The 25863-nt window shown below is 67.6% G+C and carries 23 protein-coding genes; 15 read left to right on the top strand and 8 right to left on the bottom strand.

All coding sequences use genetic code 11. The features are described 5' to 3' along the window. Positions 1–240 precede the first annotated feature (240 nt). Together DSHI_RS04130 and DSHI_RS21280 are read left to right on the top strand one after the other, a co-directional pair. Positions 241–984, top strand: coding sequence for a MipA/OmpV family protein (locus DSHI_RS04130; RefSeq protein WP_012177485.1), 744 nt, complete (start codon positions 241–243; stop codon positions 982–984). A gap of 151 nt (positions 985–1135) precedes the next feature. After that, positions 1136–2164, top strand: a complete 1029-nt coding sequence (locus DSHI_RS21280; protein ID WP_012177484.1) for a Hint domain-containing protein — start codon at positions 1136–1138, stop codon at positions 2162–2164. A gap of 6 nt (positions 2165–2170) precedes the next feature. Here DSHI_RS21280 and DSHI_RS04120 read toward each other — a convergent pair whose 3' ends face one another. From DSHI_RS04120 to DSHI_RS04110, 3 genes are read right to left on the bottom strand one after another with little or no spacing between them, the layout of a single operon-like run. Then, positions 2171–3202, bottom strand: coding sequence for a YeiH family protein (locus DSHI_RS04120; RefSeq protein WP_012177483.1), 1032 nt, complete (start codon positions 3200–3202; stop codon positions 2171–2173). Positions 3203–3209: 7 nt separating this feature from the next. After that, the gene (gene xsc / locus DSHI_RS04115; RefSeq protein WP_012177482.1) at positions 3210–4988 is read right to left on the bottom strand and encodes a sulfoacetaldehyde acetyltransferase; all 1779 of its coding nucleotides are present in this window, start codon (positions 4986–4988) and stop codon (positions 3210–3212) included. A gap of 33 nt (positions 4989–5021) precedes the next feature. Then, positions 5022–6644, bottom strand: coding sequence for a GMC family oxidoreductase (locus DSHI_RS04110; protein WP_012177481.1), 1623 nt, complete (start codon positions 6642–6644; stop codon positions 5022–5024). Positions 6645–6753: 109 nt separating this feature from the next. Between DSHI_RS04110 and DSHI_RS04105 the strand changes: the two genes are divergently transcribed. The 8 genes from DSHI_RS04105 to argF all read left to right on the top strand — a co-directional run bounded on the left by DSHI_RS04105 (position 6754) and on the right by argF (position 14305). Beyond that, positions 6754–7986, top strand: a complete 1233-nt coding sequence (locus DSHI_RS04105) for a TRAP transporter substrate-binding protein (protein WP_012177480.1) — start codon at positions 6754–6756, stop codon at positions 7984–7986. A 107-nt stretch (positions 7987–8093) separates the two neighbouring features. Then, entirely contained in the window at positions 8094–8765 is a 672-nt protein-coding gene (locus DSHI_RS04100) for a TRAP transporter small permease (RefSeq protein WP_044027627.1), read from the top strand. Beyond that, positions 8762–10120, top strand: a complete 1359-nt coding sequence (locus DSHI_RS04095; RefSeq protein ID WP_012177478.1) for a TRAP transporter large permease — start codon at positions 8762–8764, stop codon at positions 10118–10120. Before DSHI_RS04100 ends, DSHI_RS04095 begins: the two co-directional genes overlap by 4 nt. 7 nt (positions 10121–10127) lie before the next feature. Next, positions 10128–10910, top strand: a complete 783-nt coding sequence (locus DSHI_RS04090) for an IclR family transcriptional regulator (RefSeq protein ID WP_012177477.1) — start codon at positions 10128–10130, stop codon at positions 10908–10910. A gap of 162 nt (positions 10911–11072) precedes the next feature. Continuing rightward, positions 11073–11411 carry a DUF3140 domain-containing protein gene (locus tag DSHI_RS04085; protein ID WP_012177476.1) on the top strand — a complete coding sequence of 113 codons (339 nt, stop codon included), beginning with the start codon at positions 11073–11075 and terminating at the stop codon, positions 11409–11411. 266 nt (positions 11412–11677) lie between these two features. Then, positions 11678–12859: an aspartate aminotransferase family protein gene (locus DSHI_RS04080; protein WP_012177475.1), complete on the top strand. Its 1182-nt coding sequence runs from the start codon at positions 11678–11680 to the stop codon at positions 12857–12859. Beyond that, the gene (locus DSHI_RS04075; RefSeq protein WP_012177474.1) at positions 12849–13382 is read left to right on the top strand and encodes a GNAT family N-acetyltransferase; all 534 of its coding nucleotides are present in this window, start codon (positions 12849–12851) and stop codon (positions 13380–13382) included. Before DSHI_RS04080 ends, DSHI_RS04075 begins: the two co-directional genes overlap by 11 nt. Beyond that, positions 13379–14305 (top strand): ornithine carbamoyltransferase, encoded by a 927-nt coding sequence (gene argF, locus DSHI_RS04070; RefSeq protein ID WP_012177473.1) that lies wholly within the window; start codon positions 13379–13381, stop codon positions 14303–14305. The genes DSHI_RS04075 and argF overlap by 4 nt, the downstream gene beginning before the upstream one ends. A gap of 190 nt (positions 14306–14495) precedes the next feature. On the opposite strand, the gene hisH is transcribed toward argF, so the two are convergent. Continuing rightward, positions 14496–15134 (bottom strand): imidazole glycerol phosphate synthase subunit HisH, encoded by a 639-nt coding sequence (gene hisH, locus DSHI_RS04065; RefSeq protein WP_012177472.1) that lies wholly within the window; start codon positions 15132–15134, stop codon positions 14496–14498. A gap of 1 nt (position 15135) precedes the next feature. Next, positions 15136–15723: an imidazoleglycerol-phosphate dehydratase HisB gene (gene hisB / locus DSHI_RS04060; protein WP_012177471.1), complete on the bottom strand. Its 588-nt coding sequence runs from the start codon at positions 15721–15723 to the stop codon at positions 15136–15138. Positions 15724–15868: 145 nt separating this feature from the next. Here hisB and DSHI_RS04055 point away from each other — a divergent pair, with 145 nt between their 5' ends. Together DSHI_RS04055 and DSHI_RS04050 are read left to right on the top strand one after the other, a co-directional pair. After that, a complete protein-coding gene (locus tag DSHI_RS04055) occupies positions 15869–17164 on the top strand; it encodes an O-acetylhomoserine aminocarboxypropyltransferase/cysteine synthase family protein (RefSeq protein WP_012177470.1) in 1296 nt (431 codons plus the stop codon). A 167-nt stretch (positions 17165–17331) separates the two neighbouring features. Further along, positions 17332–17706 (top strand): glycine zipper family protein, encoded by a 375-nt coding sequence (locus DSHI_RS04050; RefSeq protein WP_012177469.1) that lies wholly within the window; start codon positions 17332–17334, stop codon positions 17704–17706. Positions 17707–17764: 58 nt separating this feature from the next. Here DSHI_RS04050 and DSHI_RS04045 read toward each other — a convergent pair whose 3' ends face one another. Next, a complete protein-coding gene (locus DSHI_RS04045) occupies positions 17765–18502 on the bottom strand; it encodes an SIMPL domain-containing protein (RefSeq protein WP_012177468.1) in 738 nt (245 codons plus the stop codon). Between the two features lie 122 nt (positions 18503–18624). On the opposite strand from DSHI_RS04045, the gene DSHI_RS21275 reads away from it, so the two are divergent. Together DSHI_RS21275 and DSHI_RS04035 are read left to right on the top strand one after the other, a co-directional pair. Then, on the top strand, positions 18625–21006 hold the full coding sequence (locus tag DSHI_RS21275; protein WP_012177467.1) for a hypothetical protein: 2382 nt from the start codon (positions 18625–18627) through the stop codon (positions 21004–21006). Positions 21007–21148: 142 nt separating this feature from the next. Continuing rightward, positions 21149–23161: a cation:proton antiporter domain-containing protein gene (locus tag DSHI_RS04035; protein ID WP_012177466.1), complete on the top strand. Its 2013-nt coding sequence runs from the start codon at positions 21149–21151 to the stop codon at positions 23159–23161. Positions 23162–23164: 3 nt separating this feature from the next. Here the strand turns inward: DSHI_RS04035 and cobT are convergent, their stop codons facing one another. Further along, positions 23165–24202, bottom strand: a complete 1038-nt coding sequence (cobT, locus tag DSHI_RS04030) for a nicotinate-nucleotide--dimethylbenzimidazole phosphoribosyltransferase (RefSeq protein WP_012177465.1) — start codon at positions 24200–24202, stop codon at positions 23165–23167. Positions 24203–24298: 96 nt separating this feature from the next. Between cobT and DSHI_RS04025 the strand changes: the two genes are divergently transcribed. Next, positions 24299–25075: an adenosylcobinamide-GDP ribazoletransferase gene (locus DSHI_RS04025; RefSeq protein ID WP_012177464.1), complete on the top strand. Its 777-nt coding sequence runs from the start codon at positions 24299–24301 to the stop codon at positions 25073–25075. A gap of 49 nt (positions 25076–25124) precedes the next feature. On the opposite strand, the gene DSHI_RS04020 is transcribed toward DSHI_RS04025, so the two are convergent. Further along, the gene (locus DSHI_RS04020) at positions 25125–25637 is read right to left on the bottom strand and encodes a CarD family transcriptional regulator (RefSeq protein ID WP_012177463.1); all 513 of its coding nucleotides are present in this window, start codon (positions 25635–25637) and stop codon (positions 25125–25127) included. Positions 25638–25863: the final 226 nt, after the last annotated feature.

Here is a 25863-nt window from a genome sequence, read left to right as displayed (position 1 = left end):
TGGCCTGACGGCGCGGGCGGGGCTGCGCGGCGGGCCGTCGGGTGGCTGGTTTGGTCGGGGGATTGGCCCCGAGGCCGGACGGGGTTCTGGGGGCGCTGCGGCTTTCCAGCGACCGGTTCTTTCCGGAACACCCGTTGGAACCGGTTTTTTCGTGGCGGTTGTGGCTCGGTTCTGGACGTCTGAACTCCGCACGCCATATGTCTGAAAGACAACCGTTTTCGAATCGTGTAGCCTGCCTCCATGAAGATGACCGTACGCCTTCTTGTCCTTGGCCTTGCCCTGATCCCCGCTACCGCGCAGGCGCAGGAGGGGCGGCCTGACGGGTTTTCGTTCGGGGGCCTGGTGGCGGCGGATAGCAACCCGTATATCGGCCAGGGATCGGACGTGATCCCCCTGCCCCTGATCAATTTTCGCAACGGGCCGTTTTCCCTGAGCACCAACGGGGTGAGCTACCAGGTTTGGGATGCCGGGCCCTGGGGGCTGACGGTGGCGGCGCGGCCGCGGTTTTCGGGGCTGATTTCCACCGACGGGCCGGAGTTGGACGGGATCGACCGGCGCGTGACCGGGGATGCGGCGGTGGAGCTGCGCTATGACGTGGGGCGGCTCTATGTCGGGGCGGACCTGCGGCAGGAGTTCACCGGCGAGCATGACGGGCAGGAGGCGCGCCTGCGGGTGGGCCTGCGCCAGCAGCTCGGGTCGGTGCGGCTGGATTTCTCGGCCGGCGGGGCCTGGCAGGACGGCGATCTGAGCCGCTATATCTGGGGCGTGTCGGATGACGAGGCGCGGGCCGGGCGTCCGTCTTATGACCCCGGCTCGGTCCTGGTGCCTTTCGTGGGGCTGCGGGGGGTCATGCCGATTGGCGAGAACTGGTCGCTGCTGGGTACCTTGCGCGCCGATTTCCTGCCCGATGATGTGACCGACAGTCCGATCATCGAGGACAATACGCTGATTTCCGGCGGACTTGGCGTCGAATTCCGCTTCTGAACCGGGCGGAGGTCCGCGCAGTCCCTATTGTGACTTGCCTTGTTCCTAAAATTTGAACCAAATCAGCTTGCAGGGCGACTTACCTGTCAGACAGACCGCGTGCGGGTGACGCGGCGCTGCCCCGGTGGTCGGGGAGCAGGGAAGGAATGGCATGCCGCGCAGAGAGCTCCTGGCCTTGGACAACGAGGTATTGCAGATCGCCACGAGCAGCCCGACCGGAACACCGGGGGCCGCGATCATCAACAATTCCGACACGCCGAACGGGACGATCTTCGTCTACCAGGGCGGCGCGCCGGTGACGGTGGCCATCGACGATATTCGCGGGCGGGGAAACGACACGCGGCAGTTCGACGATGACGACCCCAACCGGCACGTGGTGCTGGATGGCGCCGGGCTGGTGGCCGATGGCACCCGGGTGGAATCCGAAAGCCGCATCACCCTGCGGGCGCTGGATGAGAACGGCAACGTGGTGGGCGACCGGATCGATATCTTCGTGTTCTCCCAGAACGGGGTGGCGCAGGATATCTGGGGGATCGGGCTGACCGCACCGCTGGAACCCGGCGTGTCCTACGTGAAGGTGGCCGGGTCGAACAACGGCGACAGCGACTACCGCGATTTCGTGCCCTGTTTCATGGCCGGGACGCGGATCCGGACGCCGGACGGGCTGCGCCCGGTGGAGGCGTTGCGGCCCGGCGACCGGGTCTGGACGCGCGACGACCCGGAGGCGCGCATCCGCTGGGTCGGGCAGACGGTGGTCGATGGCCGGGACGCCCTGGCCCCTGTGGAGATCGGCACGGGGGTTCTGGGGGCGGCGGCGCCGCTCCGGGTCTCGCCGCAGCATAGGATCCTGATGCGCGCGTGGCAGGCCGAGCTGCTATTCGGAGTGCCGGAAGTGCTGCTGGCGGCGACAAGCCTGACCGCCCTGCCCGGGGTTCGGCGGGTGCCCAAGGCACAGGTGCGCTACTGTCACTTCCTTTGCGAGAGCCATGCGATCGTGGAGGCGGAGGGATGCCTGTCCGAGAGCCTCTATCCCGGGGAGATGGCGTTGGATGCGCTGGACGGATTGGCGCAGGCGGAGTTGCTGCAGCTCTTCCCGGAGTTGCGGATGCAGGCCGGGTACGGTCCCATGGCCGCGCGGGCCTTGCGGGCCCATGAGGCGGCGGCCCTGCTGGCAGCCTGACCCGGCTCAGACCCCGCGCAGCAGGTAGATCCCGCCGAGGATCAGCAGCGCCAGGAACACCGTCTCCGCCACGATCAGTGCGATGGGACCACCGCCCACCTGCAACATCGCCTTCATGTCGGTCTTCATCCCAACGGCGGCGATGGCCGACAGCAGCGCCCAGCTTGAGACACTCGACAACCAGGCGGCGATCCCCGCGGGGATCAGGCCGAGGGAGTTGAGCCCCGCCAGGACCAGGAACCCGATCACGAAGCCCGGCACCAGCGGCGGGCGCGGCCCCTCGGCGGGCGCGCCGGCACTGCGCCACCACAGCGCGATCAGCAACACCACGGGCGCCAGAAGCGACACCCGGATCAACTTGACCATGGTCGAGGTTTCGCCGGTTTCCTGGGAGATCGAGAAGCCCGCGCCGACCACCTGCGCCACGTCATGGACGGTCGCGCCGATAAAGATGCCCGCGGTGGTGTCATCGAACCCCAGCGCGCCCGTCAGGATCGGGTAGAGCACCATGGCGATTGTCGACAAAAGCGTGACCCCGAACACGGTGAAGAGCAGGTTGCGCTCGGATTTCTCGTCTTTGGGCAGCACCGCGGCGATGGCCATCGCGGCGGACGCACCGCAGATGGCAACGGCACCCGCGGTCAGGATGGCAAAGCGGGGCCCCTGCCCTATGAAGCGTGCCAGAACGACGCCGAACAGGATCGTCAGGATCACGCCGAGGACCAGCAGGCCGATCATCTCCCAACCGATGGCGAGGAAGAGCTCCAACGAGATGCGCGCGCCAAGCACGGCGACCCCGAAGCGCAGCACGGTGCGGGCGGTGAAGCCGATGCCCGGCGCGGTGCGCTCGGTCTCCGACAGGAAATTCAGGGCGATACCGAAGAGCAGCGCCATGAGCATGGCCGGGGCGCCGTAATGCTCGGCCACGAACTGGGCCGCGAGGGCAACCAGCACCGCGACTAGAAGTCCCGGGAACAGGGGGCGGACGCGCTCGGACAGGTAGGTGCCGAGCGCGCCGTCGCGCAGGGGGTGAGGCATGAAGCGGTCAGTCTGCCTTTACGAGCATGTCGTTTTTGTTGATGCCTGCGACCTTGTTTGGTTTTTTCATTGCGTCTCTTCTGAATGGTTCTCCGAGTTCCTGGTTGAGCAGGACCTCGATGAGGGTTGTTTTGCCCTCGGTCATCTGGGCCTTGATGGCGGTTGCGAGGGTGTCGGTCAACTCCTGCATGGTGCGCACGACCACGCCGTCGAGCCCGCAGGCGCGCGCGATGCCGGCATAGGAGACCTCCTCGTCGAGCTCGGTGCCCACGAAGTTGTCGTCGAACCAGAGCGTGGAATTGCGCTTCTCCGCGCCCCACTGGTAGTTGCGGAACACCACTTGCGTGATCGCGGGCCAGTCGCCGCGGCCGATCGCCGTCAGCTCGTTCACCGCGATGCCGAACGCGCCGTCCCCGGCAAACCCCACCACCGGCGTGTCGGGTTGGGCGATCTTGGCGCCCACGATCGCCGGCAACCCGTAGCCGCAGGGGCCAAAGAGCCCCGGCGCGAGGTATTTGCGCGGCGCGTCGAAGTCCGGATAGGCGTTGCCGATGGCACAGTTGTTGCCGATATCCGAGCTGATGATCGCGTCGCGCGGCAGGGCGGCGGTGATCGCGCGCCAGGCCATGCGCGGGCTCATCCAGTCGGGTTTCGCGGCACGGGCGCGGGCGTTCCAGGTGGTGCCGGGGTCGTCCTCCTCATGGTCCATGGCGCTGAGCTGCTGGGCCCAGCGGGATTTCACCTGCGCGATCCGGTCGCGCCGTTCCTGGCGGCCCGCATCGCCCGCATCCTCGGCCAGCTGGCCCAGGATGCCGCGCGCCACCTTGGCCGCGTCGCCGACGATGCCGACGCTGATCTTCTTGGTCAGCCCGATCCGGTCGGAATTGATGTCGACCTGGATGATTTTCGCATCCGCCGGCCAGTACTCCATTCCGTAGCCCGGAAGCGTTGAGAACGGGTTAAGCCGGGTGCCGAGTGCCAGCACCACATCGGCCTCGGAAATCAGCTCCATCGCCGCCTTCGAGCCGTTGTATCCCAGCGGCCCCGCGAACAGCGGATGGCCCCCCGGAAATGCGTCATTGTGTTGATATCCCACGCAAACGGGCGCATCGAGCCGCTCGGCCAGCGCCTTGCTGGCCGCGATCCCGCCCTCCGACAGCACCACGCCCGCGCCGTTCAGGATCACCGGGTTTTTCGCCTCCGACAACAGCGCCGCGGCGCGCGCCACCGACGCCTCGCCGCCCGGGGAGCGCTCGAATTCGATGGGCTCGGGGATCTCGATATCGATCACCTGGGTCCAGAAATCGCGCGGGATGTTGATCTGCGCGGGCCCCGAGAGGGTTTTCGCCTTGGAGATCACCCGGGTCAGCACCTCGGCCATGCGCGAGGGATCGCGGACCTCCTCCTGGTAGGCGACCATGTCCTCGAAAAGCTTCATCTGCGCGACCTCCTGGAAGCCGCCCTGGCCGATGGTCTTGTTGGCCGCCTGGGGCGTGACCAGCAGAAGCGGCGTGTGGTTCCAGTAGGCGGTCTTCACGGCGGTGACGAAATTGGTGATGCCGGGGCCGTTCTGGGCGATCATCATCGACATCCGCCCCGACGCCCGGGTGAAGCCATCGGCCATCATCCCCGCAGAGCCCTCGTGCGCACAGTCCCAGAAGGTGATCCCCGCTTCCGGAAACAGGTCCGAAATCGGCATCATCGCAGACCCGATGATCCCGAACGCATGGTCCACACCATGCCGCTGCAAAACCTTGATAAACGCCTCTTCCGTCGTCATCCGCATCGTCTGGTTTCCTTTCGGTGAAGGGGTCAGGGGTCAGGCCGGGACCGCTTGGGCGGTGTCCCTGGCGTCTTCGAGCACCATGTCGGAGAGCTTCTCGCCGATCATGATGGCCGGGGCGTTGGTGTTGCCCGAGACGATCTCGGGCATGATCGAGCAATCCGCCACGCGCAGGCCCGACAGCCCGTGGACCCGCAGCCGGGCGTCCACCACGGCGCCGGGGCCGGTGCCCATCTTGCAGGTGCCCGTGGGGTGGTAGATCGAGACCGAGTTGCTCCGCGCCCAATCCAGCGTGGCCGCATCGTCGTCGAGCGCGAGATTGGCGGGGGGGCGGAATTCCTCGGCGATCTTGCCCGCCAGAGGGTCGGCCCGCGCGATCCGGCGCGCGATCTTGACGCCTTCGGTGAGGGTGGCGCAGTCGGTTTCGGTCGACAGGTAGTTGGGGTGGATCGTGGGATAGGTGCGCGGGTCCGGCCCGGCGAGGCGGATCTCGCCGCGGCTTTCGGGGCGCAGCTGGCACACGGACATGGTGAAGGCCGAGAACGGGTGCACGCCTTCGCCGGGGCTGTCGGCGGACCAGGGCTGGACGTGGAACTGGATGTCCGGCGTGGCGATGTCGGGCCGGGTTTTCAGAAAGCCCGTGGCGAGGCTGGCGGCCATGGTCATTGGCCCCGCGCGGAAAAGCGCGTATTTCAGGGCGATGCGCGCCTGATTGACGAGGCTGCGGACCTCATCGTTCAGGGTCGGCTCGTTGCATTTGAACACCAGACGCGCCTGCAGGTGGTCCTGCAGGTTCTTGCCGACACCGGGGAGCGCGTGGCGCGGCGTGATGCCATGGGCCTGGAGCTGGTCGGGGTCGCCGATGCCCGACAGCATCAGGATATGGGGCGAGTTGATCGCACCGCCGGACAGGATCACCTCGCGCCGGGCGCTGACGGTGTGGGCGCGCCCGCCCGCGTCGGTATAGGTCACACCGGTGACGCGCTTGCCCTCCATCTCGATCCGGGTGACGAGCGCGCGGGTGATGATGCTCAGGTTCGGGCGTTTCCTGGCGGGTTTGAGGTAGGCGACCGCGGCGCTGCAGCGGCGGCCGTTGCGGGTGGTGAGCTGGAAATAGCCCACCCCCTCCTGGCTGGCGCCGTTGTAGTCGGGGTTGAACGGGTAGCCCATGGCTTGCGCCGCGGCGACCCAGGCATCGCAGATCGGGCGCTGGATGCGCATGTTCGAGACCGCCAGCGGGCCGTCATCGCCGTGCCAGGGATCGGCGCCGCGCTCGTTCGCCTCGGCCCGCCGGAAGAGCGGCAGCACATCGTCCCAGCCCCAGCCCGCATTGCCCATCTGGCGCCAGCGGTCGTAATCCTCGGGCTGGCCGCGCACGTAGAGCAGCCCGTTGAGCGAGGACGAGCCCCCCAGCACCTTGCCGCGCGGCCAGTCGATGGAGCGCCCGTTGAGGCCCGGGTCGGCCTGGGTCTTGTAGCACCAGTCCACGGTCGGATTGTGCATGGTCTTGAAATAGCCGACGGGGATGTGGATCCAGGGGTTCGTGTCGGGCGGGCCCGCCTCCAGGAGGACGACCTTGTTGCGCGCATCCGTGCTGAGGCGATTGGCGACGACACAGCCGGCGGAGCCGGCACCGATGACCACATAGTCCGCTTCCATGTCGAAAATCCTCCCCGCTGGCGAATTTGTGTCTATGCAAAACGGGAAACGTATTCTAGTCTTTTTTGATACAAAATATCTCAATAATTGCTCACATGGGAGGTAAGCAATGAAAATCGGAGATCGTATCAAGGGCGTGTCGCGCCGGGATTTCTTCAGGATCGCAGGGACTTACGGGATGAGCTCGACGCTTCTGGCGGCGGGGGCATTCGGGGGTGCGATGACTGCCGCGAACCTCGCAAAGGCGGCGGAATCGACCTATGACAAGCGCTTCGGCAAGGAGCCCAAGCACACGCTCAAGTTCGGGGCGGCCGGGTTCAACCCGCAGAACCTGCTGATCGAGCGGGCCGGGTGCCTGGAGTTCGCCCGCGATCTCGAAGAGCGCACCGATGGCGAGATCCGGATCGAGTTCATCGGCAACAACCAGATCTGCGGGCAGCTCTCTTGCGTCGAGAAGGCCCAGCAGGGGATCATCGACATTTATGCGGCATCCACGCAGAACTCCGCCGGGGGCGCGCCGTATCTCAACGTGCTGGACTATGCCTACATGTTCCGCAGCCGGGCGGATCAGTACTATTTCATGTACAGCCCCGAGTCCCAGCGGATCCTGCGTGACCCGTTCGAGAAGCGTCACGGGTTGAAATTCCTGTTCACCCACGCCGAATTGCGCGGGATCATGATGGGCCAGAACTTCGCCGACAAGCCCACGGTGACCCGCATCGAGGACATCATGGGCACCAAGAACCGCGTCACCGGCACCCAGCTGGGCCGGATCGCGATGGAGGCGCTCAACCTCAACCCGGTGCCCGTGGCCTGGGAAGAGACCCTCGACGGGCTCAAGCAGGGCCTGATCGACGGGGCCGAGACCTGGGCGTCGGCGGTGGCCTATGCCAACATGTCGCCGGTGGTCAGCCAGGTGGTCGATCTGCGCTTCTTCTGCGGCACCGAGCATACGGCGATGCGCTCCGAGACCTTCGACGGGCTCGACGGGTACCTGCAGGATGCGGTGATGGAGTCGTCCTACCTGACCCAGGTGCATGTGCAGGCCGCCAATGAGGCAGCGCTGGTCAACACCGTGGGGCACACCGATCCGCCCCGACCCGGCACGATCTTCGCCGAGAACAACGTGCGCGTGGCGCCCCTGTCGGATGCGGAGGTGCGCAAGGCCGAGGAGATGTGCTCGCCCGAGTTCCAGCCGCAGCTGTGGGAGCAGTGGCGCGAGCGGATCAACAACTGGGCCGGTGGCATCGACACCTACCAGGACATCTACAACGAGGTGCGCAAGAACCCGCACACCCTGGCCGAGAATGTCGAGCCGCGCCGCTGGTGGCGCAGCGCCTGACGTCAGGTGCATGATCAAAGCCGGTCCCGCCATGTGCGGGGCCGGTGCCCATGGGGGCACCGAGACCGGGACAACCCGGCGATACGACAAAAAGGGAGGAGGGGCAGATGGAGCTCTGGTCCGATCTGAGCGCCCTGATCAGCGCTCTTGGCAGTCAGGATTCCTGGACGATCCGACAAGCCCTGGCCCCGAATACGGTCTATGTCTTCGCGACCGCGTTCCTCGTGGTCTCCGGGCTGGCGCTGGCCTGGGTCTATCACCACGTGCCGATCATCGAGCGGTATTTCGAGCGCACGGTGATGGTCACCTGCTATCTCGCGACGGCGGGCATCATCTTCTGGGGGGTGGTCGACCGCTTCGTGTTCTCGAACCAGCAGCCCTGGTCCACGACGATCCCGCCTTTCCTGTTCATGATCATGGCGCTGTTCGGCGCGGCCTATAACATCCGGCTGCGCACCCATCTGAGCTTCTCGGAGTTTCGCACCAACATGCCGCGCCGGGCGCAGTTCGCCTGCCTGTGGCTGGATTTCGCCCTTTGGTTCGGCTTCGCGGTGATCCTGCTGGTCACGACTGCGCGGGTCGTGGCGCTCTCGGCGTCGAATTTCCAGATCGTGCTGGGCACGGACAACACCATGCAGTGGTGGTTCCTGCTCTCGGCCCCCGTCGCGGCCACGTTGATGGCCGCGCGGGCGGTCGAGAACATCCAGGACGACATCGACAACTATCGCAACGACAAGCCGCTGATCAGCCAGGCCGTGATCGGGGGGGATGCGGGATGACCGATGGCACGCTTGTCACGCTGATCTCCGTCGGGGTCACGTTTCTGTTCATGCTGGGGGTCCCGGTGTTCCTGGTCATCGCCTATTGGGTGATCGGCTGTTCCTTCGTGCTGGGCCTGACGCTGGACAACATGGGGGCGGAGATCCTCAACGTGTTCAACAAGGGCTTTGCCCTGCTGGCCATGCCCCTGTTCATCCTGACGGGGGACCTGATCAACAAGTCCGGCATCGCCCGGCGGCTATCGGATTTCGCCTATGCCTGCCTCGGCTGGCTGCGGGGCGGTCTGGCAATGGCGTCCCTGGGTGCCTGCGGCCTGTTCGCGGCGATCTCGGGGTCGAACTCGGCCACCACGGCGACCATCGGGTCCATGCTGCATCCCGAGATGGTCAAGGGCGGTTATGACGAGCGGTTCTCGGCGGCCACGGCGGCGGCGGGCGGTACGGTGGGGATCATCATTCCGCCCTCGATCATCTTCATCGTCTACGGGTTCCTGATGAACCTGCCGATTTCGGACCTTTTCGTCGCCGGCATCATCCCCGGCGCACTGATGGTGATCGGCATGCAGCTGGCCTGCTGGATCATCTGCCGGATCAACGGCTGGGGCTTCATCATCCCGCTGCAACTGAACCGGGTGCTCAAGACCGCCTTCGGCGCGTGGCTAGGCTTCTTCGCCATCGGTCTGGTGCTGTGGGGGATCTACACCGGCAAGTTCTCCCCCACCGAGGCCGCCGGGGTCACGGTCGGGTTCTGCGTGATCGCGGGGCTGGTGTCGTGGGTTTTGACGCGGGTGCTGCGGCTGCGGTCGGACAAGACCTGGGAAGAGAAGAGCTATGGCGAGATGCTGGTGGTGGAGGGCTTCACCCTGCGCCAGATCCCTGGCATCACCATGCGTTCGGCCGAGATCACCGGCATCCTTGCCCCCCTGATCGCCATTTCGGTGGTGATGCAGCAGATCCTGTCGCTGCTGGGGGCGCAGCAGGTGATCGGGGATTTCGTCACGTCGATGGGCGGCTACCACGCGGTGCTGTTCACGGCGATGGTGATCGTGTTCTTCTCGGGCATGGTGCTGGAGAGCCTGCCGGTGACGATCATCCTGGCGCCGATCCTGGCGCCGATTGCCGCCAGCGTCGGGGTCGATCCGATCCATTTCGCGGTGATCTTCCTGGTAGGCGCCTCCATCGGGTTCATCACGCCGCCTTACGGGCTCAATCTTTATGTCGCCTCGGGGGTGACGGGGGTGCCCTATTTCCGGCTGCTGCGTTACACGGTGCCGTATCTCGTGGCGCTGATCTCCGTTTGGATCCTTGTCTCCCTGACCCCGGAGCTGGCATTGTTCCTGCTGCCCAACCGCTAAGGATCCCATGCCCGAAGTGAGACCGCCTCCGGACGACAAGGCGCAGATCCCGACGAATCTGCGCCTTCTGCGGGTGATCGAGGAAGTGGCGAAGGCCGGGGTGCCGGTGCTGCCCGGCGCGCTGGTCGAGGCGCTGGGTCTGCCGAAACCCACGGTGCACCGGCTGCTGACCACCGCCGAGGAGGAAGGGTTCGTGCAGCGCCATGTGGACGGGCGGTCCTATGGGCCCGGCGTGCGGCTGCGGCAGGTGGCGGCGCACACCCTGTCGTCGGAGCGGGTGCGGACCGAACGGCTCCTGATCATGCGGGCGCTGGCCGAGGCGGTGGAAGAGACCTGCAACCTCGCCGCCCCCGGGCGGTACGGCATGGTCTATCTCGACCGGGTGGAGACCCACTGGCCCCTGCGCATCCAGCTGCCCATCGGAACCCAGGTGCCGTTTCACTGCACCGCGTCGGGGAAGTGCTACCTCGCGAGCCTGCGCGCGGACAAGCTGGCGCGGCTGATCTCGGCCCTGCCGCTGGAGCGCCAGACGCCCCATACCCTGACCGAGGCGGGCGCGTTGCGCGCGGAGCTGGCCGAGACCCGGACGCGGGGGTACTCGGTCGACCACGAGGAGTTCATGGACGGGATGTGCGCCATCGCGGTGCCGATCCACGACACAGAGGATCGCTTCCTGACGGCCCTGGCTATCCACGCCCCGATGCAACGCCACAGCCCCGACAGCCTTGCGGAGCGTGCCCTGGCGCCTTTGCAGGAGGCGGCGGGCAAGCTTAGCGCGCTGTTGGTCTAGGGCGGCGCCCGGCGGCATTGCCGAAGCTTCGGACAATACGCGCGCACCAGAGGGCTTGGAGATCGAGCTGCGCGCGCGCCTCGTCAATGCATGGCGGCGCTGCAGGGAACCCAACGGACGCCCGATTGGTTTTGCATGGGACATCAGAATGGAGTTTGCCCCATGTCCTCTTCGAAATCGCGCACTCAGATCTGGGATGAATGGCGGGATCTGGTCAACATGGCGCCAAAAGAGCTGTCCGACTGGCTGGAAACGGACGAGAGCCACAGCGTCGGCGACAGTAGGGACGGCGAATCCACCGGGCACGCATCCGGCCGCCGTATCGTTGAGATCAAGCGCACCGACAAGTCCGATCTGAGCGACGATCAGTGGGATCACATGGCCACGGTCGTGGGCTATATCAAACGCCATCTGAGCCAGGGCGGCCCGGACACCGGCATCGAGACATCCGACTGGCGCTATTCGCTGATGAACTGGGGCCACGACCCCTGCAAGAGCTGACCACCGGACAGCTTGCGTCGGCGGCCCGGGTGCGCTACCTCGCCCGGGCACCACACGGGATACCGCCGATGACCCTCGAGCTGCAGCTCCGACGAGACTTGCCCCGCGCGTGATCCGCGCGCCCCGGTGCCCCGGGCCAACCGCCCATCTCGCGCCCGGCTCCCCTTTTCCGGCCCCCTCATTCCAGATTGACATGGCTTCCAAATTGACACGGGCCCACGCCCTTGGCACCTATGGGGCTTCTCCGTTCCGAGAGGATTTTCAAGATGATCCCTGCGATCCTGCCGACCTATAACCGCGCGCCCCTGAGTTTCGTGAAGGGCGAAGGCGCCTGGCTGATCGAGGCCGATGGGCGCCGCTTTCTCGACCTCGGCGCCGGGATCGCGGTGAACGCGCTCGGCCATGCGCACCCGCGGCTGGTGGCGGCGCTCACGGATCAGGCGCAGGCGCTCTGGCATGTCTCGAACCTCTACCAGATCCCGGCGCAGCAGAAGCTCGCGGAGATGCTGGTCGCGGAAACCTTCGCCGACACGGTGTTCTTCACCAATTCCGGGACCGAGAGCTGCGAATTGGCCGTGAAGATGGTGCGCAAGCATTTCCATGACGCGGGCCAGCCCGAGCGGGTCGAGATCCTGACCTTCGAGGGGTCGTTCCACGGCCGGTCCTCGGCGGGGATCGCCGCGGCGGGGTCCGAGAAGATGACCAAGGGGTTCGGCCCGCTATTGCCCGGGTTCCGGCACCTGCCCTTCGGCAATCACGAGGCGCTGCAGAGCGCGGTGAACGACCGCACCGCGGCGATCATGGTGGAGCCGGTGCAGGGCGAGGGCGGCATCCGGGCCCTGCCCGATGCGTGCCTCAAGGGGCTGCGCGACCTGTGCGACCAGCATGGCATCCTGATGATCCTCGACGAGGTGCAATGCGGCGTGGGCCGGACGGGGCGGCTTTTTGCCCATGAATGGGCCGGGGTGAGCCCGGATATCATGATGGTGGCCAAGGGGATCGGCGGGGGCTTCCCGCTGGGCGCGGTTCTGGCGACGGCCGATGCGGCCTCGGGCATGACGGCGGGGACCCACGGGTCGACCTATGGCGGCAACCCACTGGGCTGTGCGGTGGGCTGCGCGGTGCTGGAGACGGTGTGCGCCGACGGCTTTCTGGAAGAGGTGCGGCGCAAGGCGGGGCTGATGCGGCAGGCGCTGGAGGGGCTCGTGGCGGAGTTTCCGGGCGTGTTCGCGGAGGTGCGCGGCGCGGGGCTGATGCTCGGGCTGGTGTGCCGGGCGCCGAATACGGACGTGGTTCAGGCGGGCTACGGCGCGGAGGTGCTGGTGGTGCCCGCGGCGGAGAACGTGGTGCGGTTGCTGCCGCCGCTGACGATCACGGACGCGGAGATCCGCGAGGCGCTGGCGCGGCTGCGCAAGGCGGCGGCTTTGGTGCAGGCCGATGCCGCATGAATATCGCTTCGTGCCCGTGAGCCGTGACGATTACCCGATGCTGCGGCGCTGGCTGGCCCAGCCGCACATGGCGGGCTGGTGGGGCCTGCCGGAGGCGGAGATCGCCCTGATCGACGGGGATCTCGGGGCCGGTTCCTGCGACATGCGGATCGTCTGGGCCGACCGGCCCTTCGGGTTTGTGCAGGACTATCCCGTCCGGACCTATGGCGCGCCCCATTACGGGCATCTTCCCGATGAGGCGCGGGCGCTGGACATGTTCCTGGGCGATCCCGCCTATCTGGGTGCGGGCCACGGCGCGGGCTTTCTGAAGGCACGGGCGGCAGCGCTTTTCGCGCAGGGCACACCGGCGCTCGCGGTGGATCCGGATCCGGAGAACCACCGGGCGGTGGCAACCTTTGCCAGGGCCGGGTTTCGCCCCCTTGGCATGAAGGCGTGCGAGGACGGGGCGCCCGTTCTTGTAATGGACATGTGGCCCGAGGGGTTGGACCCCGGCCGGACCGCGGACGAGAAAGACTTGATATGACGCATTTTCTGGACATTCACACCACGGATCCGGCCGACCTGCGGGCGATGCTCGACCGGGGCCGGGCGATGAAGACCGCGCGCGCCGGGCGGCCCAAGGGCGCATCGGATGACGACCAACCCTTGGCCGGGCATATGGTGGCGCTGATCTTCGAGAAGCCATCGACCCGCACGCGGGTATCCTTCGATCTGGGCGTGCGCCAGATGGGTGGGCAGACCATGGTGCTGTCGGGGGCGGACATGCAACTGGGCCACGGCGAGACCATCGCGGACACGGCCCGGGTGCTCAGCCGGTATGTGGACCTGATCATGATCCGGACCTTCGAGGAGACCACCCTGCTGGAGATGGCCGAGCATGCCAGCGTCCCGGTGATCAACGGGCTGACCAACCGCACCCATCCGTGCCAGATCATGGCCGACGTGATGACCTATGAAGAGCACCGCGGCCCGATCGCGGGCAAAAAGGTGGTGTGGTGCGGGGACGGGAACAATGTCTGCGCCTCGTTTTTGCATGCGGCGGGGCAGTTCGGGTTCGACATGACCTTCACCGGGCCGCCAACCCTGGATCCGGAAGCGGAGTTCGTGGCGGGCGCGCGAGCCAAGGGCGTGACCGTGGAGATCGAGCGCGACCCGGCGGTGGCCGTGCAGGGCGCGGACCTGGTGGTGGCGGATACCTGGGTGTCGATGCATGACAGCCAGACCACCAAGGAGCGGCGGCACAACCAGCTGCGCCCCTACCAGGTGGACCGGGCGCTGATGGAGAAGGCCAAGCCCGATGCTCTGTTCATGCACTGCCTGCCGGCGCACCGGGGCGAGGAGGTGACGTCCGAGGTGATGGACGGCCCGCACTCGGTCATCTTCGACGAGGCGGAGAACCGGCTCCACGCCCAGAAGGCGGTCATGCGCTGGTGCCTCGGGGTGTGAACGGAAACCGGATCACGTTCAACCGAGCCGATCTTCAGTTGCAGCGTGGTGTCGTGAATATTTGGGCAAAGATGAAACAGGCACTGTTGGGCGCATTAACCTTAACGGCGCCCTGCCTTTTTCATCTTTGACAAAATACTCCGGGGGGGTCGCGTCAGCGACGGGGGCAGCGCCCCCTTGCGGTGTTCGCTCAGGGCCGCCAGGTCAGGAAATTGGCGATCATGCGCAGGCCCGCAGCCTGGCTTTTCTCCGGGTGGAATTGAGCGCCGACCATGGTGTCGCGCCCGACGACGGCCGTGACCGGGCCGCCGTAGTCGCAATGGGCCAGAAGGGTCGCGGGGTCGGTCACCTGCATGTGGTAGGAGTGGACGAAATAGGCGTGATCGCCCGTGGCCACCCCCTCCAGCACCGGGTGCGGGCGGTCGATCACCAGGTCATTCCAGCCCATATGGGGCACCTTGAGGGCCGGGTCGGACGGCGTGATCTTCACCACCTCGCCATCGATCCAGCCAAAGCCGGGCGTGTCTTCGTATTCGCGCCCCGTGGTGGCCATCAGTTGCATGCCCACGCAGATCCCGAGGAATGGGCGGGCACGGGCGGTCACCGCCTCCTCGATCGCCTCGAAGAGCCCCGCGAACCCCTCCAACCCCGCGCGACAGGCCGGGAACGCCCCGTCGCCGGGCAGCACGATCCGGTCGGCGCGCGCCACAAGGTCGGGGTCGGAGGTCACGCAGATCTCGCCGCCATCCACCTCCCGCGCCATCCGCTCGAAGGCTTTCTCCGCCGAGTGCAGATTGCCGCTGTCGTAATCGACCAGTACCGTCAGCACGTCAGAGCGACCCCTTGGTGGAGGGGATGGCATTGGCCTTGCGCGGGTCGGTCTCAAGTGCTGCGCGCAGGGCGCGGGCCACGGATTTGAACGCGGCTTCGGCGATGTGGTGGCTGTTGATCCCGGCCAGCCTGGTGACGTGCAGGGTCAGCCCGCCATGGGTCGCGAGCGCCTGGAAGAACTCGCGCACCAGCTCGGTATCGAAGGTGCCGATCTTGGCGGTGGGGAGGGCCACATCCCACACCAGATAAGGCCGTCCAGAGATGTCGAGCGCGGCGCGCACCAGCGCGTCGTCCATCGGCAGCAGGCAGGACCCGTAGCGCACGATCCCGCGCTTGTCGCCGACCGCCTCGGCCAGGGCCTGACCCAGGGCGATACCCACATCCTCCACCGTGTGGTGGTCGTCGATATGCAGATCCCCGTCGCAGCGCACGGTCATGTCGATCAGCGCGTGGCGGCTGAGCTGGTCCAGCATGTGGTCGAAAAACCCGACCCCGGTGCGGTTGTCATAGACCCCGGTCCCATCGAGATCGATTTCGACCGAGATGTCGGTTTCGGCGGTCTTGCGGGTGATGGTGGCGCGGCGCATGGGCAGATCCTCGGGCTGTCGCCGCCTTTTGGCACGCGCTCCGGGCCTTGCCAAGCCCGGGCGATGCCGCCACCGCCGCCGACCATTGCCCTGCCGCGCGAAACCCTGCATGGTCCGCGCAAAATCGACTTCGAGGGAGAGACCCATGTCCGACGATACCCCCAGCTACGGCTTCGACACGCTGCAGATCCATGCGGGCGCCCGGCCCGATCCGGCCACCGGCGCGCGCCAGACGCCGATCTACCAGACCACGGGCTACGTGTTCCGCGACGCGGACCATGCGGCGGCCCTCTTCAACCTGCAGGAAGTCGGCTACATCTATTCGCGGCTGACCAACCCCACGGTTGCGGTGCTGCAGGAACGCATCGCGACGCTGGAGGGCGGTGTCGGCGCGGTCTGCTGCTCTTCGGGCCACGCGGCACAGATCATGGCGCTCTTTCCGCTGATGCAGCCGGGGTGCAACATCGTGGTCTCGACCCGGCTCTATGGCGGGACGGTCACGCAGTTCGGCCAGACGATCAAGCGCTTCGGCTGGTCCGCGAAATTCGTGGATTTCGACGATCTCGATGCGGTCAGGGCGGCGATTGACGACGACACCCGCGCGGTGTTCGGCGAGGCGATCGCCAACCCGGGCGGCTATATCATGGATGTGCGCGCGATTGCCGACATCGCCGATGCCGCCGGCATCCCGTTGATCATCGACAACACCACGGCCACCCCCTATCTGTGCCGCCCGATCGAGCATGGTGCCACCCTGGTGGTGCATTCCACCACCAAATACCTGACCGGCAACGGCACGGTCACCGGCGGCTGCGTGGTGGATTCGGGCAAGTTCGACTGGGCCGCGTCGGGCAAGTTCCCGTCCCTGTCCGAGCCCGAGCCCGCCTATCACGGGCTCAGGTTCGCCGAAACCTTCGGGCCGCTCGCCTTCACCTTCCACGGGATCGCCGTGGGGTTGCGGGACCTGGGCATGACCATGAACCCGCAAGGCGCGCATTACACCCTGATGGGGATCGAGACGCTGTCCCTGCGCATGGCGCGCCATGTAGAGAATGCCGAGAAGATCGCGAAATGGCTGGAGGCCGACGACCGGGTGGAGTTCGTCACCTATGCCGGGCTCCCATCCTCGCCCTATTTCGAGCGGGTCAAGACCGTCTGCCCGCGGGGCGCGGGGGCGCTCTTCACCTTCGCGGTCAAGGGCGGCTACGAGGCCTGCATCAAGCTGGTCGACAGTCTCGAGATCTTCAGCCACGTGGCCAACCTCGGGGACACGCGGTCGCTGATCATCCACTCGGCCTCGACCACCCACCGGCAGCTCACACCGGAGCAGCAGGAGGCCGCCGGCGCCGCGCCCAACGTCGTGCGCCTGTCCATCGGGATCGAGGATGCGGATGACCTGATCGCCGATCTCGATCAGGCCCTGTCCAAGGCAACCGCATAAACCCAGACCCGAAGGCCCTGCAGACGCGGGGCCTTTTCATGTCGGCCCTGCGCGGGGCGCCCGCGTGCTGCTTGACGGCTTCAGGATCCGGCGCAACAGTGATCCTGCAACCAACCATATGCGCGAAAGCCCGGCGCGGCACGCCGTCCGCCGGGGGAGGAGACACGATGAAGACGACATCTATCGCGGCCATGGCCGCCACGGCGGCCCTGCTGATGGCTTGCGGCAACTCCGGCTCCAACTACGTGCCCGTGATCGACGGTCCCGTGGGGCCGAGTTTCAACGTGGACCTCCAGCAGTGCCAGGGCCTCGCTGCCTCCCAGGACCAGTTCGACGGCAACACCGCGACCACCGCCGCAACCACCGCAGGCGCGGCGGCCGTCGGCAGCGTGATCATCAACGACAACAGTGACAACCTCGCCGAGGCCGCTGCGGCCGGGGCGGTTGTCGGGCTCGCCTCGGACGCGCTGCGCAAGAACGCCGATCGCGAGACGATCATCAAGAACTGCATGCGCGGGCGCGGCTACAACGTCGTGGGCTGACCGGCGCGCCGCCCCCGATGGGCGGCGCCCCTGCCCGACCGGACACTCCCGGCGCGGCCTATTGGACGAGTTCGATCACCAGGGACACCGCAGCGCGGACACTGACCTCGCCGGCGGCGACGGGCACGGCGCTGTCGGCCATGGCCATCTCGGAGCGCATCATCATCGGGCCGCGCATGCCGCCCTGTTCGGTGATCGACCGGATCGGACCGAGGGCCACGCCGGCGGCCTCGGCCAGAGTGCGCGCGCGGGCGAGCGCGTCCTGCATCGCCCGTTCGCGGGCTTCGACCTCCAGCGGGCCGGGTGCCTGCACGCCGAAGCTCAGCCCGCCGAAACTGTTGGCGCCGTCGCGCACGCTGGCATCGAGGATCTCGCCCAGCCGTTCGAGGTCGCGCACCCGTACGGTCAGCGCGTTCTGGGCCCGGAAGGCGACGATCCGGCGCGGCAGATTGCGTAGCTCCGTCCCCTGCTCATAGACCGGATTCAGCGTCAGGTCCGAGGTCTGCAGATCCCGCTCCGCGATGTCGAAGCCGCGCAGTTCTGCCAGAACCGCCTGCATGCGTTCGGTATTCTCGGCAAGCGCCTGCGCGCCGGTGCGGGCCTCGGTCACCACCGCAAGGCGCAGGGTGGCCATGTCGGGGATTGCGGGCACGCTGGCCTCTCCGGTCACGCTGAGCAGGCCCGGCCCGGCCTCCTCGGCGCGGGCGGTCGGGGACAGACCGAGACCGGCCAGCAGAACAAGCATCAGCACAAGACGAGAGAGCGGGGCACGGCAGTTGCGGGCGGGCTGGGTCATGAGGCCTCCTGGGATCGGGGATTCCGCGGAACACAGGCCGGGTTGCGGCCTTTTCCTGCGGAGGGAAACAGGGTACAACGTGCCGATGGGAGGGGGCCATTGCAAGGCCCGCATATCCACCGATGAAACCAGGTTTCGCGCTCCTTTTGTCCCATGACGGGCTGACCCTGAGCCACCGTACCAGCGAGGGCTGGCTACGCATCGGCGAGGTCTCGCTCGATGCGCCGGACGTGGCGGGGGCGCTGGCCGAGTTGCGGGTGCAGGCGGTGGAGATCGCCAAGGCGCGCAACCTGGCCCCGTTGCGCACGAAACTGGTCCTGCCGAACAGCGAAGTTCTCTATCATACGGTCTCGGTCGAGGGTGTCACCAGCCCCGATTATGACGGGGCGATCCGCGACAGTCTGGATGGGCGGACGCCCTATGCACTGGACGAGCTGTGCTATGACTACGTGGTCAGCGGCAGCGAAGCGCAGGTCGCGGTCGTGGCGCGCGAGACCCTGGCCGAGGCGGAGGCTTTCGCGGTGGAGCATCGCCTGGCGCCAGTCTGTTTTGCTGCCGTACCGCCCAAGGGGGCGTTTTCAGGCGAGGTGATGTTCGGCACCACGAAGGCGGCCGAGCACCTTCTGGGTCCGGGCGAGATGCTGGAGCGGGACATGGCACCCGTGGTGCTGCTGGGAGAGGCGCAGGGCGCCGACGCCCCGGGCCCGGCATCGGAACCTGCGCCGGTACCGAAGCCGAAACCGCCTGCGGCACAGGCAGAGGCCGCGGACCCTGCGGCGGGCAAGACCGGGGCGGCGAAGGCCCCCGACAAGGCCGCGCAGGCGGCCGTGGAGGGCACCGAACCGGCCGCCGAAGACGCGCCGAAGCCGAGTTTTGCCAGTGCCCGCACCCGCGATGGCGCGGCCGTCCCGAGTGCCCCGTCCCCGGAGGCACCGCAGGACCCGATGGCGCCCCGGATCAACCTGTCGGCGGAGGTGCGGTCCAAGCTGGAAACGCCGCCCGCACCCCCCCCGCCCGCGGCGCCCAAAACGCGCCCTGTCGGTCTGCTGCTGACCGTGGCGCTGCTGGTGGTTATGGTCCTGGTGGGCGTGTTCGCGGCACTGACCGGCGGTGACGAGGCAGCCGAGACCAGGCCGCCGCCCGCAGAAGAGACCACACCGGAGGCGGTCGCAGCACCCACGCCCGAGCAGGCGCCGCGCCAAACCGCCGAAGAGGGACCGCCGGTCGCCGATGAGGACAGCGGCGACGCGGTCGCAGAGGCGGCGCCAGATGCCGCAACCCCGCCGGTGGTCGCCATGACCACCGGGCCCGAAGCCCTCGCTCCGGCCACGCCGAGCAGCCCGTTTGCCAGCCTGCCGACACCGGAAGAGGTGGCCGAGGGCGACGAGGCCAACGTGGCAGATGCCCCGACACAGGATATGGCATCGCTGCCCGACGCGCCGGGCTTGCCGGATATCGATGCACTGCCGGTGGATGACGCGCCACCACCTTCGGATGCGGCCGACCCGCAAAACCCCGGTCTGATCGAGACCGAGACCCGCTATGCCGCCACGGGCATCTGGCAGCGCAGCCCGGATCCGCTTCTGCCCCTGACGCCCCCGGGGATCGAGGATCTCTACGTGGCCGCCCTCGACAGCGATATCGCGATCGAGGACGCGCTTGCCCTGCCTGCCTATCGCGACGACCGGGATCTGCGCCCGGTCACGCCGCGACCGCCCATCGCGCCGGGGCAGTTCTTCGAGCTGGACGCGGACGGGCTCGTTCCGCCGACGCCCGATGGGGCCCTGACACCGGACGGGGTGCTGGTCTTCAGCGACCCGGAGGTCCGGCCCGATCCGCGCCCGGGCATAACCCCGGCCACCACCGATGCGGATATCTTGCGCGAGACCCTGTCAGGGCTGCGCCCGCCGCCGCGCCCCGAAAACGCCACCGAACTCAGGGAGCGCGCGGTGCTGGATGGGCGCAGCCGGGCGGAGCTGGCCTCGGTCGCGCCCCCGGCCCGGCCCGCTTCGATCCAGGACCTGGCCGAGACACCCGACGCAGCGGAGGCCGAGGCGAGCGGCATGGCCTCCTCGCTGGTTCCCGATGCGCGCCCGTCGGATTTCGCGGCAAGGGTGGCAAGCCTGCGCGCCGCGCGCACCCAGGCAAGGGCCGAGGCGCCCTCGGGATCCCGGGGCAGCGCCCCCTCGGCCTCCCTCGCCGCGGTCGCGCCACCGGCACCGGCACCGGAAGTCCGCGACACCGCACCGAGCATCCCCACCACCGCTTCGGTGGCGCGTCAGGCGACACTGGAAAACGCCTTACCGCTGAACCGGATCAACCTGATCGGGGTCTATGGCACGCCGAACAGCCGACGCGCGCTGATCCGGCTCGCCTCGGGCCGCTACGTCAAGGTGGAGGTCGGCGACCGGGTGGATGGCGGCCGTGTCGCCGCGATCGGCGAAGCGTCGGTCCAATACACCAAGGGCGGGCGCAACATCACCCTGGAGATGCCCCGGGGCTGACCCGCAGGCAGGCCATGGGCGCGCGATCTTCCGTCCCGGCGCCCAATAATGCCGCATGCCGGAACGCTTTACCCGCAGGCCGCGCCCGGTAGAGTAGCCCCACGCGCCCCAGTATCCACCACGACCCAAGCCAGGATCCCCGATGACCGCATTTCTGATCGAAGCGACCATATTCCTGTTGGCGGCGGTCATTGCCGTGCCGCTCGCGGTGCGGTTCGGGCTGGGTTCGGTTCTGGGCTACCTGCTGGCCGGAGTCATCATCGGTCCGGTTCTGGGCCTCGTGGGCACCGATGTGGAGGAGTTGCAGCATTTCGCCGAGTTCGGCGTGGTGATGATGCTGTTCCTGATCGGGCTGGAGCTGGAGCCGCGCGCCCTGTGGGACATGCGCGACCGGCTTCTGGGCCTCGGCGGCTTGCAGATCGGGCTGACCATGGCGGCGATCACCGGCGGCTGCATCTTGCTCGGCTTTGCCTGGCCCGTGAGCCTCGCGATCGGGATGATCATGGCGCTGTCGTCGACCGCGATCGTGTTGCAGACCCTGAACGAAAAGCGGCTGATGCAGACCCCGGGGGGCCGCAGTGCGTTCTCGGTGCTGCTGACCCAGGATATCGCGGTGATCCCGATGCTGGCCTTCATGCCGCTTCTGGCGCTGTCGATCCTGCCCCATGCACCGGAGGCCCAAAGCCCCGCGAGCGGTCTTGCCGGTATCACCGCCGCCCCCGATGGCAGCGTTCAGCTCGCCCCGGGCGGCACCGACGGGCATGGGCATGACGATCATTCCGCAACCGCGGTGATGCACCTGCTGGACCAGTTGCCTGGCTGGGGACTGACCCTCGTCACCATCGCGGCGATTGCGGCGATCATTCTCGGCGGGCATTACCTGACGCGGCCCGTGTTTCGCTTCATCCATGCGGCCCGGATGCGCGAGATGAACACGGCTGTGGCATTGCTCTTCGTGACCGGGGTCGCGTCGCTGATGCTGATCGTGGACCTGTCGCCGGCGCTCGGCACCTTCCTGGCGGGCGTGGTGCTGGCCAACTCGGAGTACCGTCACGAGCTGGAGGCGGATATCGCGCCCTTCAAGGGACTGCTGCTGGGCCTGTTTTTCCTCACTGTCGGGGCGGGGATCAATTTCGGCGTCCTGTTCGGCGATCCGGTGCTGCTGATCTCGCTCACCCTGGGTCTGATGCTGATCAAGGGAGTGATCCTTCTGGGTCTCGCGATACTGTTCAAGATCAGGGGGCGGGATCGCTGGCTCTTCACCCTCGGTCTCGCCCAGGCGGGGGAGTTCGGCTTCGTGCTGATCAGCTTCGCGGTGGGTACCCATGTGTTGCCCGCCGAGCTGAGCCAGACCTTGTTGCTGGTGGTGGCATTGTCGATGCTGCTGACGCCCTTGCTGTTCATCGTCTATGACCAGGTTTCCGCCCGAATGGAGGAAGCCAGCGGGCCGCAACAGCCCCATGACGAGATCGACGAACAACAGCCGATCATCATCGCCGGGATCGGCCGGTTCGGGCAGGTGGTCAACCGCATGGTGCAGATGACCGGGATGAAGACAACGGTGCTCGACCACGACCTCGAGATGATCGAGCTGATGCGGCGCTTCGGGTTCAAGGGGTTCTTCGGCGATCCCACCCGGCCCGAACTGCTCCATGCGGCGGGGCTCGACAAGGCGCGGGTGCTGGTGGTGGCGCTCGACGACAGGGAGGCGGGGCTGCGCCTGGTGCAATACGCGCGGCGGATGCGGCCCGACCTGCATATCGTCGCCCGCGCCCGGGACCGGGTGCATGTCTACGAGCTCTATGCCGCTGGGGCCAATGACATCGTGCGCGAGACCTTCGACAGCTCCCTGCGGGCCGCGCGCTACGTGCTGGAAAACATGGGGATGAGCGAGTTCGACGCCGCGGATGCAGAGCACACGTTCTTCCGGATGGACCGCAAGGCGATGCGCGATCTGGCGGTGCTCTGGAAGCCGGGCGTGCCGGTCACCGAGAACACGGCCTATGTGACACGCGCCAAGGAGCTGAACCGCGACCTGGAGACCGCGCTGGTCAGCACCCTAGACGAGGGCAAGGCGGTGACCGGGTACAGCGACCGGTTCGCGACGCTGGAATCCGAGACCGCGATGAAGCAAAGCCGCAAGCCCACCGCCTGAGCCTCAGCCGTCGGACACCCCCGCCTCGGCGAAGGTCGCCATGCCGGAATGGCACGCGACCGCGCCCTGAAGGATGCCCAGCGCCAGCGCCGCGCCGGAGCCTTCGCCGAGACGCAGGCCAAGCGACAACAGCGGCGTTTTGTCCAGCCGCGCCAGCAGGGCCTCATGCCCGCCTTCGGCCGACAGGTGCCCCGCCACCGCGTGATCGAGCGCGCCCGGCACCGCCTCGGCCAGGCAGGCTGCCGCCGCACAGCAGATGAACCCGTCGAGGATCACCGGGATCCCCTCGCCGCGCGCCCGCGCGATGGCCCCGGCCATGGCCGCGAGCTCCCGTCCGCCGAGGCAGCGCAGCACCTCCAGCGGATCGCCCAGCGCCCCCGCGTTGACCGCAAGTGCCGCGCGCACCGCGTCGGCCTTGCGCGCGAGGCCCGCGTCGTCGACGCCCGTGCCACGCCCGACCCACCCCTCCGCGTCGCCGCCGTAGAGGGCCGCACACAGGGCCGCCGCCACGGTGGTGTTTCCGATCCCCATCTCCCCTGCCACCAGCACATGCGCCGTGGGATCGACCGCCTGCCAGCCCGTGGCGAGGGCCGCGACCACCTCGGCCTCGGTCATGGCGGGGCCTTGGGTGAAATCCGCCGTCGGCCTGTCCAGATCCAGCGCCTGCACCGTCATCTGCGCCCCGAAGGCCTGCGAGAGCTGGTTGATCGCGGCCCCTCCGGCCTCGAAGTTGGCGACCATCTGGGCCGTCACCTCGGCGGGAAAGGCCGAGATCCCCCGTGCCGTCACCCCGTGATTGCCTGCGAAGATCACCACCTGGGGCGCATCGAGGCGCGGCGTCTCGGTCCCCTGCCAGGACGCCACCCAGATCGCCAGATCCTCAAGACGTCCGAGCGCCCCGGGCGGCTTGGTCAGCACGCCGTTGCGGGCCCGCGCCCGGGCCTCGGCCGGGCCATTCGGCCCCGGTGCATGTGCAAGGGCCGCGCGGAAGGCGCTGAGGGTCGTGAAGGGAGCATCGGAGGGGGGCGGCAGGCTGGACATCCGGGCAAATTCCTGAAGAAAGAGACGTGCGGGCACTGTTTACCGACCGGCCCGCCCCTGCCACGCGACAGTCCGCCACAGCAATCGGAGCCTGCGATGTCCCGCCCCCGCCTTGTCGATCTCGGGATCGCCCTGAGCCTGCTGAGCCGGGTGCCGGTGCCGCTGGACCATGCCGCCGCCGGGACCCGCGCGGCGCAGGCGGCCTGGGCCTATCCGCTGGTGGGCGCGGCTTTGGGCGGTGCGGCGGGCGGGCTGGGCTGGGCGTTGGCGGCGATTGGCGTGCCGGCGGGCCCTGCCGCCGCGGTCATGCTCGCCGCGCTGGTCATGGTGACCGGGGCGTTACACGAGGACGGGCTGGCCGACAGTGCCGACGGGCTCTGGGGCGGCTGGGACGCAGCGCGACGGCTGGAGATCATGCGCGACAGCCGGATCGGCGCCTACGGAGTGTTGGCGCTGGGACTGGGGCTGCTGCTGCGCTGGAGCTGCCTTGCGGCGCTGCTGGCCGAGGCCGGACCGGTTGCCACGCTGGCCGCCCTGGTCGCGGTGGGGGCGATGTCCCGCGCAGCCATGGTGGGCGTGATGCGGGCCCTGCCCCTCGCACGAAATGACGGGCTTTCGCACAGGGTGGGCACCGTGCCCGGCTGGGCCGCCGGGCTGGCCGCGGCGGTCGGCCTTGGCACCGGCCTCGCGGTTCTGGGACCGGTGGCGGCGGTGGTTCTGGGGTTTGCGGGCGGGATCGCCGCGATCCTGGTTGGGCGGCTGGCCCGGTCCCGGATCGGTGGGCAGACCGGGGATATCCTGGGCGCCACGCAGCAGGTTGCCGAGATCCTCGGACTTTTGGCGCTCGCGACGTTTGTTGCCCAGAGCACATGAAAAAAGCACGGCCGAAGCCGTGCTTTGAACATCGTGAACTGTTGGAGGGTCAGGCCGCGCGCGACACCAGCACGTCATCGACCCGCTTCTGGGCGTTGCCCTCGTCATCGCCGCTGACGGCCGCGATCTCGCGCGTCAGCCGCTCCAGCGCCGCCTCGTAGAGCTGGCGCTCGGAATAGCTCTGCTCGCGCTGGTCGTCATTGCGGTGCAGGTCGCGCACCACTTCGGCAATGGCGATCAGGTCCCCGGAATTGATCTTCTGCTCATATTCCTGCGCGCGGCGGGACCACATGGCGCGCTTGACCCGCGCCTTGCCCTTGAGCGTGTCCATGGCCTTCGACACGATGTCGGGGCTCGACAGGCTCCGCATCCCGACCTCGGTCGCCTTGTTCGTGGGCACCCGCAGGGTCATCTTGTCTTTTTCGAAGGAGATCACGAACAGCTCAAGCGTCAGTCCGGCGACTTCCTGCTCCTCGATCGACACGATCTGTCCAACCCCATGGGCCGGATACACCACGTATTCGTTGGGACGGAATTCGTTGGATTTGTTCGCCTTGCTCATGCACTTCCACTCCTGCTGGTGGACGCCACCGATGCCGCAAACGGTCTGGAACCGGGGTTTCACACGGTCAGGCCTCTGTCTGTCGCGGTAAAAAAAACGCATCGGCACACAGGCTGAAGCGTTTTCGGTGGGCTCTCCACGTCAATGTATGTCATCACCATACCAAAAAAAAGGCGGTTTGAGAAGGCACTTGCCGCAGGTGCAAACGCAACCTGTGCCCAAAACC

Source organism: Dinoroseobacter shibae DFL 12 = DSM 16493, from assembly GCF_000018145.1.
GTDB lineage: Bacteria > Pseudomonadota > Alphaproteobacteria > Rhodobacterales > Rhodobacteraceae > Dinoroseobacter > Dinoroseobacter shibae.
Note: the sequence above shows the minus strand (reverse complement) of the source record. Positions and strands in the feature narration are given on the sequence as shown.

Bases quoted from the DNA above. Each gene is read 5' to 3' on its own strand.
- DSHI_RS04130 (WP_012177485.1), top strand. From the start codon at position 241: ATGAAGATGACCGTACGCCTTCTTGTCCTTGGCCTTGCCCTGATCCCC.
- DSHI_RS21280 (WP_012177484.1), top strand. From the start codon at position 1,136: ATGCCGCGCAGAGAGCTCCTGGCCTTGGACAACGAGGTATTGCAGATC.
- DSHI_RS04120 (WP_012177483.1), bottom strand. From the start codon at position 3,202: ATGCCTCACCCCCTGCGCGACGGCGCGCTCGGCACCTACCTGTCCGAG.
- xsc (WP_012177482.1), bottom strand. From the start codon at position 4,988: ATGCGGATGACGACGGAAGAGGCGTTTATCAAGGTTTTGCAGCGGCAT.
- DSHI_RS04110 (WP_012177481.1), bottom strand. From the start codon at position 6,644: ATGGAAGCGGACTATGTGGTCATCGGTGCCGGCTCCGCCGGCTGTGTC.
- DSHI_RS04105 (WP_012177480.1), top strand. From the start codon at position 6,754: ATGAAAATCGGAGATCGTATCAAGGGCGTGTCGCGCCGGGATTTCTTC.
- DSHI_RS04100 (WP_044027627.1), top strand. From the start codon at position 8,094: ATGGAGCTCTGGTCCGATCTGAGCGCCCTGATCAGCGCTCTTGGCAGT.
- DSHI_RS04095 (WP_012177478.1), top strand. From the start codon at position 8,762: ATGACCGATGGCACGCTTGTCACGCTGATCTCCGTCGGGGTCACGTTT.
- DSHI_RS04090 (WP_012177477.1), top strand. From the start codon at position 10,128: ATGCCCGAAGTGAGACCGCCTCCGGACGACAAGGCGCAGATCCCGACG.
- DSHI_RS04085 (WP_012177476.1), top strand. From the start codon at position 11,073: ATGTCCTCTTCGAAATCGCGCACTCAGATCTGGGATGAATGGCGGGAT.
- DSHI_RS04080 (WP_012177475.1), top strand. From the start codon at position 11,678: ATGATCCCTGCGATCCTGCCGACCTATAACCGCGCGCCCCTGAGTTTC.
- DSHI_RS04075 (WP_012177474.1), top strand. From the start codon at position 12,849: ATGCCGCATGAATATCGCTTCGTGCCCGTGAGCCGTGACGATTACCCG.
- argF (WP_012177473.1), top strand. From the start codon at position 13,379: ATGACGCATTTTCTGGACATTCACACCACGGATCCGGCCGACCTGCGG.
- hisB (WP_012177471.1), bottom strand. From the start codon at position 15,723: ATGCGCCGCGCCACCATCACCCGCAAGACCGCCGAAACCGACATCTCG.
- DSHI_RS04055 (WP_012177470.1), top strand. From the start codon at position 15,869: ATGTCCGACGATACCCCCAGCTACGGCTTCGACACGCTGCAGATCCAT.
- DSHI_RS04050 (WP_012177469.1), top strand. From the start codon at position 17,332: ATGAAGACGACATCTATCGCGGCCATGGCCGCCACGGCGGCCCTGCTG.
- DSHI_RS04045 (WP_012177468.1), bottom strand. From the start codon at position 18,502: ATGACCCAGCCCGCCCGCAACTGCCGTGCCCCGCTCTCTCGTCTTGTG.
- DSHI_RS21275 (WP_012177467.1), top strand. From the start codon at position 18,625: ATGAAACCAGGTTTCGCGCTCCTTTTGTCCCATGACGGGCTGACCCTG.
- DSHI_RS04035 (WP_012177466.1), top strand. From the start codon at position 21,149: ATGACCGCATTTCTGATCGAAGCGACCATATTCCTGTTGGCGGCGGTC.
- cobT (WP_012177465.1), bottom strand. From the start codon at position 24,202: ATGTCCAGCCTGCCGCCCCCCTCCGATGCTCCCTTCACGACCCTCAGC.
- DSHI_RS04025 (WP_012177464.1), top strand. From the start codon at position 24,299: ATGTCCCGCCCCCGCCTTGTCGATCTCGGGATCGCCCTGAGCCTGCTG.
- DSHI_RS04020 (WP_012177463.1), bottom strand. From the start codon at position 25,637: ATGAGCAAGGCGAACAAATCCAACGAATTCCGTCCCAACGAATACGTG.